Origin of the sequence: Amycolatopsis dendrobii (genome assembly GCF_014145675.1) — a bacterium.
Taxonomy (GTDB): domain Bacteria; phylum Actinomycetota; class Actinomycetes; order Mycobacteriales; family Pseudonocardiaceae; genus Amycolatopsis; species Amycolatopsis dendrobii.
In genome coordinates, this window is sequence record NZ_JACGZW010000003.1 from 171326 (window position 1) to 186491 (window position 15166).

Genomic DNA, 15166 nt, shown 5'->3' on the forward strand with positions numbered 1-15166 from the left:
GAGTCCGAACATGAGTGTGGCCCGTCCAGAGACTGGACGGGCCACGAAACCTCAACCGCGCGGACGGCTTACTTGCCGGCCTTGCGCCGCTGCACGCGCGTACGGCGCAGCAGCTTGCGGTGCTTCTTCTTCGACATGCGCTTGCGGCGCTTCTTGATCACGGAACCCATGGGCGCTCCTCTTGGTCGTCGGTCACGCTGCCCGGCGCAGCGTCCAACGGGTGGAGCGCACAGGCACGAGCGGTTTACCAGGTTACTAGCGTCCCGGCGCGGACCGGTCGGCGGGCATGGTCTGACGCATGCCCGCCGTCGGATCAGCCCACGTCGAAGTACGCGCCCTGCAGATACTCGTGCACCGCTTTTTCCGGCACCCGGAAGGACTTCCCGACTCTGACCGCGGGAAGTTCGCCCGAATGCACCAGGCGGTACACGGTCATCTTCGAGACCCGCATCAGCGTGGCCACTTCGGCGACTGTCAAAAACTGGACCTGCCCTACCGCGGGCAAATCCTCCCTCTTGTTCGGCGACATGTTTACCGCGTCCTTCGACACGTGTCGCGCCACGAGGCTTCCCCACCTGTGGTATCGACACGCACGTGCTCTTCCGAGGGTAGCGGGACAGGTGGGACTCGTGCGACGCCTGTCACCAGGATGGGCCCTCACCAGCGGCTTCGCGTAGCCCGGACGGCGCAGCAGTGTCCGGTTTGCCCGAATAGCCGGAGCGTGCCGCTACGCCATCGACGACACTGAACGGACCAGCGGCCCTGCCGGACCGCCTCTCGGTCACCGCGGCGAAGCACCGCCGCCCGCCCCGAGACGAGCACGACACCTCGGTCCGACAAAGCGAACCACGCCCCAGGAGAGCGATCAGCTCTCGTGCGCCCGCCCCAGCTCCTCCGAACGATCACGGGCAGCCTCGATCGCATCGAGCAGAGCCGCACGCACCCCGTGCTTCTCCAGCTCCCGGATCGCGTTGATGGTGGTCCCGGCCGGGGACGTCACCGCCTCGCGCAGCAGCACCGGGTGGTCCTGGCCCTCGGCCAGCATTTTCGCCGCGCCGACCGCCGACTGGATGATCAGCTGTCCGGCCAGCGCGCGCGGCAGGCCGAGCAGGATGCCCGCGTCGATCATGGCCTCGACCAGGTAGAAGAAGTACGCCGGACCGGATCCGGACAGTGCGGTGACCGCGTCCTGCTGCCGCTCCGGCACCTCGACGACCTGGCCGACGTGCGACAGCAGGTCCTTGACCGTTGCGACGTGCTCAGGCGTCGCGTGCTTGCCGGGTGAGATCGCGCTCATCGCCTCGCCGACCAGCATCGGGGTGTTCGGCATCACGCGGACCACCGGCACTCCCGCAGCGAGCCGGCGTTCGTACAGCGCGGTCGGCAGTCCCGCGCACAGCGAGACGACCAGCGACGCCGTCCCGAGCAGCGGGGCCAGTTCGTCCAGCACCGGCTCGATGTCCTGTGGCTTCACCGCGACCACGAGAATGTCCGCGCGCCGGGCCGCGTCCGCGACGGTCGCCGCTTTCATGCCCGGGTAGCGCGTCTCCAGCTCACGCGCCCGCTCCTCGTACCGCTCGGTGAAGAGCAGGTCGCCTGGCTCGTGGCCGCCGTTGAGCAGGCCCGACAGCAGGGCTTCGCCGATCTTTCCCGCACCCAGCACCGCGATCACACTCATGCGGCCAGCGTGCCAAACGCGGCTCAGCCGCCCGGTGCCGGGGCGAGCGCCAGCTGCCGCACCTGCGCGACGAGCCTGCCCTGCGCGTCCACGACGGTCGCGTCCGAGTCGAACCACGGCTCGTGCACCGAACGCGATTCGACGAGGATCCGCAGCCAGCCGGGGGCCGGACGGGTGCGCAGCAGCGAGGTCATCTGCACGGTCGGGGCCCAGCCGTGCCTGCCCAGGTTCGCCACCACCGGCGGGTTGAGGTCGCCTGCCAGCAGAGCGAAGTACACGTCGGGCTGGCCGGTGCGCGGACGCGCCCACATCCGCAGCCGGGGCGGGTCGCCGGTACGTCCGGACAGGAATCCCGCGGTCGCCGGATCGAGGCGCACGTCGCAGGCGGCAGACAGGTGGAACGGGCCCTCCGGGGTGTCCTTGCCGAGCTGCGGCGCGCTCGACGGCGGTTCGGCGGGCATCTGCGGCAGGTCCGTCCATTCGGAACGGCGCATCGGCAACCGGCCGACCGTGACCCTCGCCTCGACGCAAGCGCGGCCGCGCTGTTCGAGCGACACCGCGACCACCGAAACCCGGCGGCCGACCTTGCGCACGTCCGCGCGCAGCAGCACCGGGCCGAGTGCGGGCGCGTGCAGGAATTCGGTGCTCACCGCGAGCGGATCGACAGTCGCGTCCCCGCGCTCGTGCAACGCGGCGGCGGCGGTTTTCGCCAGCAACGCCACCAGAAACCCGCCGTGCGGATGAGCCCCGATCGACCATTCCGCACGCAACGTCGCGGTGAACGTGCCGTCCCCGAGCGACCGCACTGAGGTGGCCCCGTCGAAGGCGGTCGCGGTGTCGTCGGCCGCGCTCACGGACGACCGGCCACGGCGATACGGCGCGTGGAACCGGGTCCGGCGAAATCTGGAGACGGCGATGGCAACGAGGTCACGCCCGCACTTTACGGTGCGCGGCCGCCTTTGCGAGCCGAGCCGGGCAGGGACCGCCCGGACAGCCGAGCAAGATCACCCGCGGATCATTGCCCCAGATGCAACCGGGCGAACAGCAGTGCTTCGGCCAGCGCCCGGGCCCGCGACGCCGCTCCGGTGGCGTGCCGGGTGTTGACTTCCAGCACTACCTGGCCGGAGAAGCCGTCACTGACCAGCTTCTCCAGCAACTCGGCACACGGCTGCCCGCCATGCCCGGGGATCAGGTGCTCGTCCTTCGGGATCCCTGTCCCGTCCGCCAAATGGACGTGGCTCAACCCCGCCCCCATCCGGTCCGCGAGCGCCAGCGCGTCCATCCGCGCCGCGGCCGAATGCGACAGATCCAAGGTGTAGTGCCGGAATCCGACGTCCGTGGGATCGATCGACGGCCGGAACGCCGACACCCGGGCGTCGCGGGAACCGCCGGGCGGGCGGACCTTGAACATGTTCTCCACCGCGACGTCCACGCCGCTGGCGTCCTCCAGCTCGTCCACCAGATCGCCGAACGCGTCGCCGTACCGGCGCTGCCAGCGAAACGGCGGATGCACCACGACCGTGCGCGCGCCGAGTTCCAGCGCGGCGTCCACGGAGCGGCGCAGGCGCACCTCCGGATCCGGCGACCAGATCCGCTGCGTGATCAGCAGCGAAGGCGAATGGATCGACAGCACCGGCATCCCGGTGCGCCGCGACCAGCGCCGGATCGCCGAGACGTCCTGGCTGATCGGATCCGCCCAGACCATGACCTCGACGCCGTCGTAGCCGAGATCGGCGGCCAGCTCGAAGGCCGCGCCCGCGCGCAGCGGCCACACCGAGGCGGTGCTCAGACCCACGGGGACGGGCGCGCTCTCACTCACGCGCCCATCCTGCCCCAGTGCCCTCGGCGGCGGGCTACTTGGCCACCAGCAACAGCGCCGCGGGCGACACCGTCACCACCAGCCCGACGAGAATCGCCAGCAGGGTCGTCTGCAGGTCCTCGGCGCGGCGGATCTTCCGCACGATCCAGACCAGCGCGACGATCACCAGCAGCGCGCCCACGAGCGCGGCGGGCGCGAGGTTGACCCACAGCCAGTTGAAGCCCAGCCACACAGCGGCGCCGCCGACGACGCCCAGCGCGAGCTGTCCGGCCAGCGTCAGCCACTGCTTGCCCGCGGACACCGCGGGTTCCGGTTCGGCTTCGGCCTCCGGAGCGTCCTCGGCGACGGCTTCCTCGGGGTAGTCGTCGTACTCGTCGCCTTCGGCGTAACCCTCGGCGTGCTCGTAGCCCTCGGCCTGCTCGTACCCGTAGCCGTCGTCGCCCTCGAAATCCGGCTGGCCCTCGGGGTAACCGGACGGCTCGGCGAACTCGCGCTCGTATTCGGCCAGGTCGTCCTCGACCGAGTCCTTGCCGCCCGGCGCGAACGGCATCGGGGCCGGGTAGCCCGCGGTCGGCGGGCCCGCGTCGTAGTCCGCGGCGGCGGGCGGGTACTCGTCCTCGTAGCCGTCGTCGACGTAGTCGTCCTCGGCGTACCCCTCGGCCGGTTCCGGCTCCGCGCCAGCGGGCGGGACGGCCGGCATCATGCCGACCTCGGTGTCTTCCAGCTGTTCCGCCTGACGGCGCTGCCGCCAGCCGGCGAGACCCGCGGGCGGCGCGTCTTCGGCGACGCCATCGGCGGGCGGGCCGTCGATCGCGTCGAACTGCTCGGTGTGCGGCTCCTGCTTCGGCACCGGACGGCGGGCCGGGGCACGCCGCGGCCGATTGGGCGCCGCGGAGGCCGGGAACGCGCCGCTCGCCATCGGGGTCGCGGGCGGTTCCGGGGTGTCGCCGTCGAGACCGTCGAGGCGGGCGGCCAAGCCGCCGTCCTGCGGCGGAGGCGGCGGAGCTTGCGGGGCCGGGCGACGGCGGACCGGCGGCACCGCGCCGCGGGTCTCCTCGTCGGCGGCCTGCGGACGCGGCGGACGGCCGCGCGGCGGAACCGGCATCTGCCCGGATTCCTGCGGCGGCGCGGGCGGGCGGACGTAACCGGAGTCCTGCGGCGCGGCGGGACGCAGGTAGCCAGTGCCCTGCGGACCGGCCGCGGGCGGCGCGGGACGGGCGAACTGGCCCGACTCCTGCGGCGGCGCGGGCGGGCGCACGTAGGCCGAATCCTGCTGGCCGTTGGCGGGCCGCGGGTACTGCCCGGACTCCTGCGGCGGAGCCGGGGGACGCACGTAAGCCGAGTCCTGCTGGCCATTCGGCTGCGGAGCCGGGTACTGCCCGGAGGGCTGGCCGTTCCTCGGCGGCGGCCCGGATTCCTGCGGCGCGGGGTACTGCCCCGAAGGCTGCTGCCCAGGACGCGGGTACTGGCCCGATTCCTGAGGCGCGGGCGGGCCGGGCCGCGGGGCCGCGTCCGGACGGCGGCGGCCGCCGGGGGGACGCGAAGGAGGCGGCGGGGTGCCGCCCTCGGACGCCACCCGGTCGATGATCGCCTGCGGTCCGGTGTCGGTGAGGCCCGAGCGCCGCGGGGCGGCCTCGTCCTCGTCATCGGCCGCCCTGCGCCTGCGTCGCCGTCCGCCGTCGACCTGCTGCCCGTGCTGGGCGAGCAGTTCGGCCACGGTCTTCTGGGGCTGGTCGCCGCCGGTCTGGTCCGTCATACCGTGCTGTCCAAAGCGCGCTCGGGGTTGGTTGTGGTCACTCGGGCACACCTGCCTCCGGAGCCGCGCGCAATCGACACCGTGCAGTGCATGTCCGTCACCTCTTCACCGTGCCTGGTCTTCGTCGGCCAAGTCCAGTCCGCTGCTGTCACCGGTCCTCCCCGCTCGCCGAAACGCCGGCGATCGCGGTCCCAGTTTCGTCCGCGCCGTTGGCGTGGTCCAACCGCCGCAGGATGACGCCCTCTCGCAGCGCCCAGGGGCAAATCTCCAACTCGGTGAGGGAGAGCGCCCGCATCGCGGCCTGCGCCACCAGCGCGCCTGCCACGAGCTGATGCGACCGGCTCCCGCTGACGCCTTCCAGCTGGGCCAGATCCGCGGCGGTCATCCGCGAAATGAAGGCGATGAGCTGGCGAAGGGCAGTGTCGGTGAGCGTACGGCGCACGCGGGGGCCCGCCGCCGAGGGGGCCGCCCCGGTCAGCCGGGCGAGCGAGCGGAACGTCTTGGAAGTCGCCACGACCCGGTCCGGAAGACCCTGTCCGGCGACCTTCTTCGCGAGCCCGGCGAGCTGGTCCTCGAGCCAGGCCGACGTCGCGACGACCTCGGAGCGCGTGGGCGGGTCGTGGCGGAAACGGGTGCGGGTGGTCCGCCCGGCTCCCAGCGGAAGCGACTCCGCCAGTTCGGGCTCCTCGTCGCGGCCCATCGCGACCTCGAACGAACCGCCGCCGATGTCCAGCACCAGCAGTTTCCCGGCCGACCAGCCGTACCACCGGCGCACCGCGAGGAAGGTGAGCCGCGCCTCGTCCTCGCCGGAGAGCACACGCAGGTTGACGCCGGTCTCGGCGCCCACCCTGGCCAGCACCTTCGCCGAATTCTTCGCCTCGCGGACCGCGGACGTCGCGAACGCCAGCACGTCCTCGCAGCCGAGCCGCGCGGCCGCGGCCTTGGCCGATTCGACCGCCCGGACCAGGCCGTCCTCGCCGGGACGGCTCAATTCGCCGGAGCCGGTGAGCTGTTCGGCCAGCCGCAGCATCGTTTTCTCGGAGTGCATCGGGGTCGGGTGGGCGCCACGGTGGGCGTCGACCACGAGCAAGTGGACGGTGTTGGAACCGACGTCGAGTACCCCTAGGCGCACGAGGATTCAGCGTACCGGTCCCAGTGCCAGGTCTCGAAACTGTAACCAACTCCACTCGGATCGACACCAACTCAGCGTGCGCGAACCGGCACGGTGTGCGCTGAAACCCGGACAAAAGCCGTGAAGGACTCCTTGCGGGAATCAGATTCCCGCAAGGAGTCCTTCACGGACGGAGCGAAAGGGCGGCTCAGGTCTCGAACTTGTAGCCGAGCCCGCGCACGGTCACCAGGTGCCGCGGCGAACCCGGGTCCGGCTCGATCTTCGAGCGGAGCCGCTTCACGTGGACGTCGAGCGTCTTGGTGTCGCCGACGTAGTCCGCGCCCCACACCCGGTCGATCAGCTGGCCGCGGGTGAGCACCCGGCCGACGTTGCGCAGCAGGTACTCCAGCAGGTCGAACTCCTTGAGCGGCAACGAAACCTCGCCGCCGTCCACAGTGACCACGTGCCGTTCGACGTCCATCCGCACCGGACCGGCCGACAGCACCAGCGGCGCGAGTTCGCCGTCGCTGCCCGGCTCGCCGCCGCGGCGCAGCACCGCGCGCACCCGCGCGATCAGCTCGCGCGCGGAGTACGGCTTGGTCACGTAGTCGTCGGCGCCGAGTTCCAGCCCGACGACCTTGTCGATCTCGCTGTCGCGCGCAGTCACCATGATCACCGGCACCGCGGAGCGCTGCCGGAGCTGCTTGCAGACGTCGGTGCCGCTCATCCCGGGCAGCATCAGGTCGAGCAGCACGATGTCGGCGCCGTTGCGGTCGAACTCTTCAAGCGCCTGCTGGCCAGTCACCGCGACAGCCGCGGTGAAGCCCTCCTTGCGCAGCAAGAAGGCGAGCGGGTCGGCGAAGGACTCTTCGTCCTCGACTATGAGAACCCTCGTCACAGGTTTCCTCCATGGTCTGGGCTGGAGACTTCCTGCCCGGTTGCCACGAGCCGGGGTGTCCGCTCGGGGGTCTTGTCCGGCCGCGCGGGCGCGGCCTTGCGTGCGGTGTCGGCGGGTTCGGTGCGCACGTGCGCGGGGATGCGCAGGGTGAACGTCGACCCGGTGCCGGGACGGCTCCACAGGCCGACCGAACCGCCGTGGTTGGCCGCGACGTGTTTCACGATCGCCAGTCCGAGCCCGGTGCCGCCGGTGGCGCGCGAACGCGCCTTGTCCGCGCGGTAGAAGCGCTCGAACACGCGCTGCTGCTCGTCCTCGGCGATGCCGATGCCGCGGTCGGTCACCGCGATCTCGACCATGCCGTCGGCGAGCCTGCGCGAGATCGACACCGGGCTGCCCGCCGACGAGTACGCGACGGCGTTCTCCAGCAGGTTCGACAGCGCGGTGACCAGCAGCGTCCGGTCGCCCTCGATGAGCAGGCCGCTCGCCGTGTCGGTGGTGATGGTGATGTCGGCGGATTCCGCGGACAGCGTGGTGCGCCCGAGCGCCTCGCGCACGACGGCGTCGACCTCGACCACGTTGAGGTCCGGCAGCCGTTCGGCGCCCTGGAGGCGGGACAGCGCGATGAGTTCGGTGACGAGCTGGCCGAGCCGGGTGGACTCGCGCAGGATCTTGCCGCCGAAGCGGCGGACCTCCTCGACGTCCTCGGCGGCGTCCAGCACGGCCTCGGTGAGCAGCGCGATCGCGCCGACCGGGGTCTTCAGCTCGTGGCTGACGTTCGCGACGAAATCGCGGCGGACCGCCTCCAGCCGGATCGCCTCGGAGTGGTCGACGGCCTCGACGACGGTGAACCCGTCGCCGAGCGGCCGGACCTCGCCGAGCACCGCCTCGGGCTGGCGGCGGCCGCGGCTCTCCAGCGGCGAGAGGTCGACCTCCATCGGCTCGTCGGTCTCGACCACCTGCTCGGCGGCCTTGCGCGCCCGCGGATCGGCCTGGTTCACCCGAACCAGGCCGAGCTCGTACGCCCGCGGGTTGTGCAGCACGAGGTCGCCGAACCGGTTGAGCACGATGACGCCGTTGTTGGAAGAGCGGATCAGCCGTTCGAGCAGCTCCGCGACGGTGGGGCCGGTAGGCCGGGCCGCCTCGCGCCGGGCGCGCGCCCTGGCCGCGAGGAAACCGGCGACCGCGCCGACGACAAGCGCGCCGATGGCCGTCAGCAGGACAACAGGCGTGGTCACGGGGGAATCGTAAGCATCCCGGTAGCCTTCCGGCCTAGTCCTGGAAGCCCTGTCGTGAGGCGAGTGACACCTGAGGGGTACATATTCGCCTCGGGGTCAGGCCCCGTTCACCCGATCGAGATGTTCCGGCCAAATCGACGCGCTCGGCCTTCAGCGCATTTCAAGGGTCTTGAGGTCCTCGTCGGTCAGTTTGAGCGCTGCCGCGGCGACGTTCTGTTCCAGGTGTGCGGGGTCACTCGTACCGGGGATCGCCAGCACGTGCGGGCCCTGCGCGAGGGTCCACGCCAGCCGCACTTGAGCGTCCGTCGCCTCGTGCCGCCGCGCAACCTCGGCGACCCGCTCGCCCGCGTCGGACTGTCCACTCGCGACCGCGAAGAACGGCACGAACGCCACGCCCTGTTCGCCGCACCGCCGCAGCAGTTCGTCGTCCTCGCGGCGGGCGGAGAGGCCGTACTGGTTTTGCACGCACACCACCGGCGCGATCGCCTGCGCCTCGGCGAGGTGTTCGGCGCTGACGTTGGAAATCCCGAGCTCGCCGATCAGCCCCTCGGTGCGCAATTCGGCCAGTGCGCCGAAGTGCTCGGCGAGCGAGCCGGTGCCGCGGTCGAGACCGGTGCCGATGCGCAGGTTGACCACGTCGATGTGGTCGCGGCCGAGTTCGCGCAGGTTCTGCTCGACCTGGCCGCGCAGTTCGTCGGGACGGGCGAACGGCCGGAACTGGCCGGTTTCGTCGCGGGACGGGCCGACCTTGGTGGTCAGCACGAGGTCGTCGCCGTACGGGGCGAGCGCGGCCTTGATCAACGCGTTGGCCGACCAGGTCGTGCCGAAGTAGAACGCGGCGGTGTCGATGTGGTTCACGCCCAGTTCCACAGCGCGACGCAGCACCGAGATCGCGCGGTCGGCGTCGATCGGCGCGGCCGGGTCGAGCGAACCGCCGAGCCGCATCGAACCGAAGCCGAGCCGGTTGACGGTGCGCGAGCCGAGCTGCCAGGTGCCCGCGGCAGCGGCGGGAAGTGTCGTTTCGGTCATGTCTCCAGCGTGCTTCGCGACCGGCCGCCGCGGCGGGTTTGGCAGCAAGCTGCCAACGCGGGAACACTGGACGACGTGCCCCGAGCCGAGGAAATCGCGAACATCCGCGACGAGCGGGAACTGGTCGAACGCGCCGGCCACCTGCTCGCCGGAGCCGACGAGTTCGCCTGCGCCGCGAACGACTTGCACACCTGGTCCGCGATGCAGAAATTCGCCAGGGAGCTGCCGAAGGAACGGAAACTCCGGGTCCGCAAGGTCTACCTGGCGCGGGTCATGCTCGACCCGGCCGGCGCCGAGCACTTGCGGACGCTGCACGAGCTCGGCGCGGAAGTCCGGATCAGCGACCACGAGATCAACGAGACGATCCTGCTCGACGGCCGCGTCGCCATCCTCGCCGCCGGTCCCGGCTACAACGTCGTGACCGCACCGGATCTGGTGCGCGGCATCTCGTCGCTGTTCGAGGCCGCCTGGCGCTCGTCGACTGCGATGGAGGCGTACGAGACGCGGTTCGCCGAATTGCGGCAGTACACGCCGCAGCTGCTGGACCTGCTGTCTTCCGGTTCCACGGACGAGAAGGCGGCCCGGGCGATGGGCGTCGGGCTGCGGACGTACCGTCGGCGGGTGGCCGAATTGATGGATGTTCTGGGTGCGACGTCGCGGTTCCAAGCGGGTGCTCTCGCGAGGGAGGCGGGCCTGCTGTGAGGCGCGCTGTGCTCGCCGCGGCCTTGCTCACCGCGGGATGCGCCGCGTCCCAGCAAGCCGCGCCGCCCGCGTCTGCTCCCGCTCCCGCGAATGTGGCCTATGTGGACGCCAAGGCGACCAGCGACGCGGTGTCCGGCGTCAAAAAGGCCGTGGAGACGGCGTTCAGCTACGACTCCACGAAACCGGACGAGGTCGCGAAAACCGAGCAGGAGTACCTGACCGGCGGGGCTCGCGCGCAGTTCGACAAGACCTTCGCCGAGGTCCGCACCGAGCCGGTGACCACGCAGACGCAGGTCATCGAGACCGGTCTTGCCGAGCTGACCCCGGAGCACGCGCGGATGCTGGTGGTCGCCGCGCAGCACAGCAAGCGCCCCGACGGAGCCAAGAACCAGAGCGTCGCGCTGATTTTGGTCACCGCGGGCAAGGCGAACGGGCACTGGCAGCTGGAGGATCTGAACTTCGACCCGCGCGGCCAGCTCACCGCCGCCCCGAGCCCCGCGGGCGGCCTCGCCGCGGCCCGCGACGCCGCAGTCGACGCGGCTGTCCGGGACGGCGGGATCCTGATGACCATCGATCCGAAGGACATCGACGGCGGCTACGCGAAGTGGGAAAACGTGGCCGCCGAACCGCTGGCGTCGCAGTTCCGGCTGACCCGGCAGGAGACCATCGACAGCATCCGCAAAACCGGGAAGAAGGCGACCTTCGGCGCGGATTCGACCGCCGCGCTGACCGAACTCAGCCCGGACGGGACGAAGGCGGCGGCGGTGCTGTCGGCGTTGGTAACGACGAGCGGCGGCCAGAACCCGGGGGAAAACCGGCTGCCGGTCCACCTGGACCTCGTCCGGCAGGGCACGGAGTGGAAGGTGTCCGGAATCAAGGCGTTTTCCAGCGAGGGCTCGTGAGCGGCGATCGCGGTTAGAACCGCGACGAACACTCACGACCCCCAACCCGCGCAAGCAGCCCTGCCCGACCCCGCCGGACTGCGGCCTGCCCGGCCGTGCGCGTGAGGGGCATCGCCGGCGAGAACCGGCGACGCCCCTCACGAAAACACAAGCGGCAGAGACCTCAGCGGCCCTGGTTCGCCACCGCGGCGGCGGCTTCCTTCGCCGCCTCCGGGTCGAGGTACTCGCCGCCCGCCTTGACCGGCTTGAGGTCCGCGGTCAGGTCGTAGCGCAGCGGGATGCCGGTCGGGATGTTCAGCGCGGCGATGGCGTCGTCGGAGATCCCGTCGAGGTGCTTGACCAGCGCGCGCAGCGAGTTGCCGTGCGCGGCGACCAGCACGGTGCGGCCGGCCCGCAGGTCGGGGACGATCGCCGACTCCCAGTACGGCAGCAGCCGGGCCACGACGTCCTTCAGGCATTCCGTCAGCGGGGCCTGGTCGCCGAGGTCGGCGTACCGCGCGTCGCCCGCCTGGCTGAACTCGTCCTTCGGGTCGATAGCCGGCGGCGGCGTGTCGTACGAGCGGCGCCAGAGCATGAACTGCTCCTCGCCGAACTCGTCCAGCGTCTGCTTCTTGTTCTTGCCCTGCAGCGCGCCGTAGTGCCGCTCGTTGAGCCGCCAGTCGCGCTTGACCGGGATCCAGTGCCGGTCGGCGGCGTCGAGGGCGATGTTCGCCGTGCTGATCGCCCGGCGCAGCAGCGACGTGTGCACCACGTCCGGCAGCAGCCCCGCCTCGGCGAGCAGCTGCCCGCCCTGGCGGGCTTCGCGCTCGCCGGTCTCCGAAAGGGGCACGTCCACCCAGCCGGTGAACAGGTTTTCCGCGTTCCACGTGCTCTGTCCGTGCCGCAGCAGCACCAGGGTCCCAAGTTCGGCCATGGGCACCAGCCTGCCAGAGCGCGCGAGCGCTGCCAGTAGTGCGTCCACCCCTCTACCCAGAGTGCGTTACCCGGAAGTAACACCTTCACCCGGCACGCAGCCGGGTTGCCGACAAGCAGGCCAAAGAGTGCAAGGCGCTGCACACTGTTATCCCCGTGAGTGAATTTCACTCGAACGGAGTAACCAGTAGTCTTGTGATTACTGGTCGACATCTGACAGGTTGGGCATGTCCCGCTCAGCCGGATTCCACGCACTCCCGGCTGATCACGGGCAGTGACCGCGGCTCGTCTCCCCCCTGCCGAGCCGCGGCCCGCCGGCCCCGTTGGCATCCCCCTCGTCACCGGGTCCAGCAGGCGGGACCTGCAGCGGGACGGCTCGAGATCGCGACTCCCCCCTCCCTCGAGCCGTTCCGCCAGCCCCTCACTCCGCGGGCTTGGCCCGGTGCCGCCGCCGGAACCACCAGAACACCGCGCCCGCCGGAATCCCGAACGCGATCAGGAACGGCAGCGCCGCGCCCAGCACCCGCACCAGCCCGTTGCAGAACGCGACGAACGCGTCCCATCCCCCGGACAGCCCGGAAAAGAAGCCGCCCGCCGGTGCCGCGGGAGCCTCCTGCTTCGTCACCGACAGCGACACGGTCGCCATCGCGACCTGCCCGGCCAGCGAAGCCTGCTGCCGCTCCAGCGATTCCAGCGTGGCCTGCCTGCTGGTCAGCTCGCTCTCAACGGACGCGATTTCGGACACCGATTGCGCCTTCGCCAGCAGCGCGCGCATCCGGTCGACACTCGCCCGCTGGGTCGCCAGCCGCGCGTCCACGTCGACCACCTGCGCGGTGACGTCCTGCGCGCTGATCTCCCGCCGCTTCACCTGGCCGAGGCCGCTGAGCTGGTCGAGCACGCCGTCGAGTTTCTCCGCGGGCACCGCCAGGGTCAGCGACGCGGAATCGTCCGTCGCGCTCTCCTGGCCGGGATATCCGCCCGCACCTGTCGCGATCGCCTTGGCGCGGGACAGGACGTCATCGGTCTTCGGCGTGGTCAGTTCCAGCCGTGCGCTGCGCGCCAGCTTGCGATCGGTCGCGCCGGGCGCGGGCACTGACGCCTGCGCGTTGCCCTGTTTGGGCGCAGCCCCCTCCTGCTGCGGCGCGGATGCGACAGCCGACCTCGCCGAGTCCGCGCTGGTGCCGCCGCTGCATCCGGCCAGCAGCACCAGCGCGGCGCCCGCGAGCACGCATCTCCATCGAGTCCGCATTCCGGTCTCCCTCCAGTCGTCGGCGGTGAGACGAAACGACGGGGGAAAGCCGTTGCACGGAATCGGTTACGACTCGGTCAACCCCGGTTCGTGCCCTCCGGCGGGTTCGGCGAGGTGTTTGAACGCCTGGAGGTTCGCCAGCGATTCGCCGCGCGAGACGCGCCAGTCCCATTCGCGCTTGATCGACGTGGCGAACCCGATTTCCAGCAGGATGTTGAAATCGCCGTCGGCGGCCTCGAGCACCTGGCCGAGGATCTTGTCCAGTTCGGACTCGGTCACCGTCTCCTTGCCGAAGCGGCCGACCAGGTAGATGTCGCCGAGACTGTCCACTGTGTAGTGCACGCCGTAGAGCCGGGCGTTGCGCTGCAACAGGAACCGGTACACATCCTCGTGCCGCTCGTCCGGGCGGCGGCAGACGAACGCCTCCACCGAGAACGCGTGGTCGCCGTCCACGAGCCAGCAGTTCGTCTGCAGCTTCTTGGTTCCCGGCAACGTCACGAAATAACGGCCTTCGCCGCGACGGTCGTACTTGAGCCCACTTGAGTCCAAAGTGGACTTGATAGTCGCGTCAAGGCTCACACTGCCACCTCCGCCCGCAGTTCCAGCGCCTGCCGGAACGCTCTGGTCGCTTGAGCATAGATGTCGAGCAAGGAATCCGTGGTGCGCCGCCAGGAAAACCGCTGCGCGTGCCGCACCGCGTTGGCCGCGAGTTCGGCCCGCCGCTGCGGCCGCAGCGCGACCGCGGCGAGCGCGTCGGCCCATTCCGCCGCGCCGTGCGACGGGACCAGCAGTCCGGACACCCCGTGCGGCACCGCGACCGGCAGCCCGCCGACCTCCGCCGCCACCACCGGCGTCCCGCACGCCTGTGCTTCGAGCGCGACCAAACCGAAGGATTCGTTGTAGCTCGGCACCGCGACGACGTCGGCCGCGCGGAACACCGTGCGCAGCTTCAATCCGGTCTGCGGCGGCAGGAACCGCACCTGCTCGGCAATGCCCAGCGACACCGCCAGTTCACGCAACGCCTGCGGCTGCTCCAGACCGGTGCCGGACGGTCCGCCGACCACCAGAACCACCAGCCGCGACGCCAATTCCGGCCGTCGTCGCAGCATTTCCGCCGCCGCGTGCAACAGCACGTCCGGAGCCTTGAGCGGCTGAATCCGTCCGGCGAAAGCGAGCACAACAGCGTCCGGGGACAGGTTCAGCTCGCGACGCGCGTCCAGCTGCGAGCCGGGTGTGAACCGTTCGAGGTCGACACCCGGCGGCACCGCGTGCACCGCATGAGTGGCGGCCCCGTAGAGATCGACCAGCTGCCGAGCCTCGACCTGCGTGTTCGCGACAAGGCAATCCGCCTCGGCGACCACCTGTTCCTCGCCCATCACACGCGTCCGCGGCTCGGGTTTGTCACCCTCGGCGAGCAGCGCGTTCTTGACCTTGGCCAGCGTGTGCGCGGTGTGCACGAGCGGCACGCCCCACCGGTCGCGAGCGAGCCAGCCGACCTGCCCGGACAGCCAGTAGTGCGAATGGATCAAGTCGTAGTAGCCCGGCTCGTGAAATGCCTCCGCGCGCAGCACGCCCGAGGTGAACGCGCACAGCTGCGCGGGCAGCTCGTCGCGCGCCAGCGGCTCGAACGGCCCGGCCGGCACGTGCCGCACCGTGACACCGGGGGCCAGTTCGGCCAGCGGCGGCTGCTCCGACGAGGTCGCCCTCGTGAAGACCTCGACCTCGATTCCGCGCCGCGCCATCTCCTGCGCGGTCTGGCTGACGTACACGTTCATCCCGCCGGCGTCGCCGGTGCCCGGCTGCTCGAGCGGGGAGGTGTGCACGGACAAGACCGCGATCCGGCGCGGCTCAGCGATGAATCCCTTGAGGGTCACC

Annotated in this window: 16 protein-coding genes; 2 read left to right on the forward strand and 14 right to left on the reverse strand. The window is 70.9% G+C overall.

The features are described from left to right. Positions 1–68: 68 nt before the first annotated feature. From H4281_RS08950 to H4281_RS08995, 10 genes are all read right to left on the reverse strand, one after another. The gene (locus H4281_RS08950; protein WP_007030867.1) at positions 69–170 is read right to left on the reverse strand and encodes a 30S ribosomal protein bS22; all 102 of its coding nucleotides are present in this window, start codon (positions 168–170) and stop codon (positions 69–71) included. Positions 171–313: 143 nt separating this feature from the next. After that, on the reverse strand, positions 314–529 hold the full coding sequence (locus H4281_RS08955; protein ID WP_033291067.1) for a helix-turn-helix domain-containing protein: 216 nt from the start codon (positions 527–529) through the stop codon (positions 314–316). A 336-nt stretch (positions 530–865) separates the two neighbouring features. Further along, positions 866–1678, reverse strand: a complete 813-nt coding sequence (proC, locus tag H4281_RS08960) for a pyrroline-5-carboxylate reductase (protein WP_182890415.1) — start codon at positions 1676–1678, stop codon at positions 866–868. A 23-nt stretch (positions 1679–1701) separates the two neighbouring features. Continuing rightward, entirely contained in the window at positions 1702–2532 is an 831-nt protein-coding gene (locus H4281_RS08965) for a thioesterase family protein (RefSeq protein WP_182890416.1), read from the reverse strand. 161 nt (positions 2533–2693) lie between these two features. After that, positions 2694–3497 (reverse strand): sugar phosphate isomerase/epimerase family protein, encoded by an 804-nt coding sequence (locus H4281_RS08970; protein WP_182890417.1) that lies wholly within the window; start codon positions 3495–3497, stop codon positions 2694–2696. A gap of 34 nt (positions 3498–3531) precedes the next feature. Beyond that, positions 3532–5253: an Rv0497 family membrane protein gene (locus tag H4281_RS45175; RefSeq protein ID WP_220506945.1), complete on the reverse strand. Its 1722-nt coding sequence runs from the start codon at positions 5251–5253 to the stop codon at positions 3532–3534. 148 nt (positions 5254–5401) lie between these two features. Then, entirely contained in the window at positions 5402–6385 is a 984-nt protein-coding gene (locus tag H4281_RS08980) for a Ppx/GppA family phosphatase (RefSeq protein ID WP_182890418.1), read from the reverse strand. 187 nt (positions 6386–6572) lie between these two features. Then, the gene (locus H4281_RS08985) at positions 6573–7262 is read right to left on the reverse strand and encodes a response regulator (protein WP_009071942.1); all 690 of its coding nucleotides are present in this window, start codon (positions 7260–7262) and stop codon (positions 6573–6575) included. Beyond that, the gene (locus H4281_RS08990) at positions 7259–8497 is read right to left on the reverse strand and encodes a sensor histidine kinase (protein WP_182890419.1); all 1239 of its coding nucleotides are present in this window, start codon (positions 8495–8497) and stop codon (positions 7259–7261) included. The genes H4281_RS08985 and H4281_RS08990 overlap by 4 nt, the downstream gene beginning before the upstream one ends. Positions 8498–8647: 150 nt before the next feature. Next, positions 8648–9526 (reverse strand): oxidoreductase, encoded by an 879-nt coding sequence (locus H4281_RS08995; RefSeq protein WP_182890420.1) that lies wholly within the window; start codon positions 9524–9526, stop codon positions 8648–8650. A gap of 75 nt (positions 9527–9601) precedes the next feature. Here H4281_RS08995 and H4281_RS09000 point away from each other — a divergent pair, with 75 nt between their 5' ends. Beyond that, positions 9602–10228 (forward strand): response regulator transcription factor, encoded by a 627-nt coding sequence (locus tag H4281_RS09000; protein WP_182890421.1) that lies wholly within the window; start codon positions 9602–9604, stop codon positions 10226–10228. After that, complete coding sequence (locus H4281_RS09005; protein WP_182890422.1) at positions 10225–11130, forward strand: hypothetical protein; 906 nt, start codon at positions 10225–10227, stop codon at positions 11128–11130. Before H4281_RS09000 ends, H4281_RS09005 begins: the two co-directional genes overlap by 4 nt. A 163-nt stretch (positions 11131–11293) precedes the next feature. Here H4281_RS09005 and H4281_RS09010 read toward each other — a convergent pair whose 3' ends face one another. From H4281_RS09010 to mshA, 4 genes are all read right to left on the reverse strand, one after another. Beyond that, positions 11294–12043 (reverse strand): phosphoglyceromutase, encoded by a 750-nt coding sequence (locus H4281_RS09010; RefSeq protein ID WP_182890423.1) that lies wholly within the window; start codon positions 12041–12043, stop codon positions 11294–11296. A 420-nt stretch (positions 12044–12463) separates the two neighbouring features. Beyond that, entirely contained in the window at positions 12464–13291 is an 828-nt protein-coding gene (locus H4281_RS09015; RefSeq protein ID WP_182890424.1) for a DUF4349 domain-containing protein, read from the reverse strand. A gap of 66 nt (positions 13292–13357) precedes the next feature. Continuing rightward, entirely contained in the window at positions 13358–13870 is a 513-nt protein-coding gene (locus H4281_RS09020; RefSeq protein WP_009071931.1) for a type III secretion system chaperone family protein, read from the reverse strand. Next, entirely contained in the window at positions 13867–15165 is a 1299-nt protein-coding gene (gene mshA / locus H4281_RS09025) for a D-inositol-3-phosphate glycosyltransferase (protein ID WP_182890425.1), read from the reverse strand. The genes H4281_RS09020 and mshA overlap by 4 nt, the downstream gene beginning before the upstream one ends. Between the last annotated feature and the right edge of the window lies 1 nt (position 15166).

What these genes read in the sequence shown, in the direction of transcription:
- H4281_RS08950 (WP_007030867.1), bottom strand. Translation starts at nt 170, where the DNA reads ATGGGTTCCGTGATCAAGAAGCGCCGCAAGCGCATGTCGAAGAAGAAG.
- H4281_RS08955 (WP_033291067.1), bottom strand. Translation starts at nt 529, where the DNA reads ATGTCGCCGAACAAGAGGGAGGATTTGCCCGCGGTAGGGCAGGTCCAG.
- proC (WP_182890415.1), bottom strand. Translation starts at nt 1,678, where the DNA reads ATGAGTGTGATCGCGGTGCTGGGTGCGGGAAAGATCGGCGAAGCCCTG.
- H4281_RS45175 (WP_220506945.1), bottom strand. Translation starts at nt 5,253, where the DNA reads ATGACGGACCAGACCGGCGGCGACCAGCCCCAGAAGACCGTGGCCGAA.
- H4281_RS08995 (WP_182890420.1), bottom strand. Translation starts at nt 9,526, where the DNA reads ATGACCGAAACGACACTTCCCGCCGCTGCCGCGGGCACCTGGCAGCTC.
- H4281_RS09010 (WP_182890423.1), bottom strand. Translation starts at nt 12,043, where the DNA reads ATGGCCGAACTTGGGACCCTGGTGCTGCTGCGGCACGGACAGAGCACG.
- H4281_RS09015 (WP_182890424.1), bottom strand. Translation starts at nt 13,291, where the DNA reads ATGCGGACTCGATGGAGATGCGTGCTCGCGGGCGCCGCGCTGGTGCTG.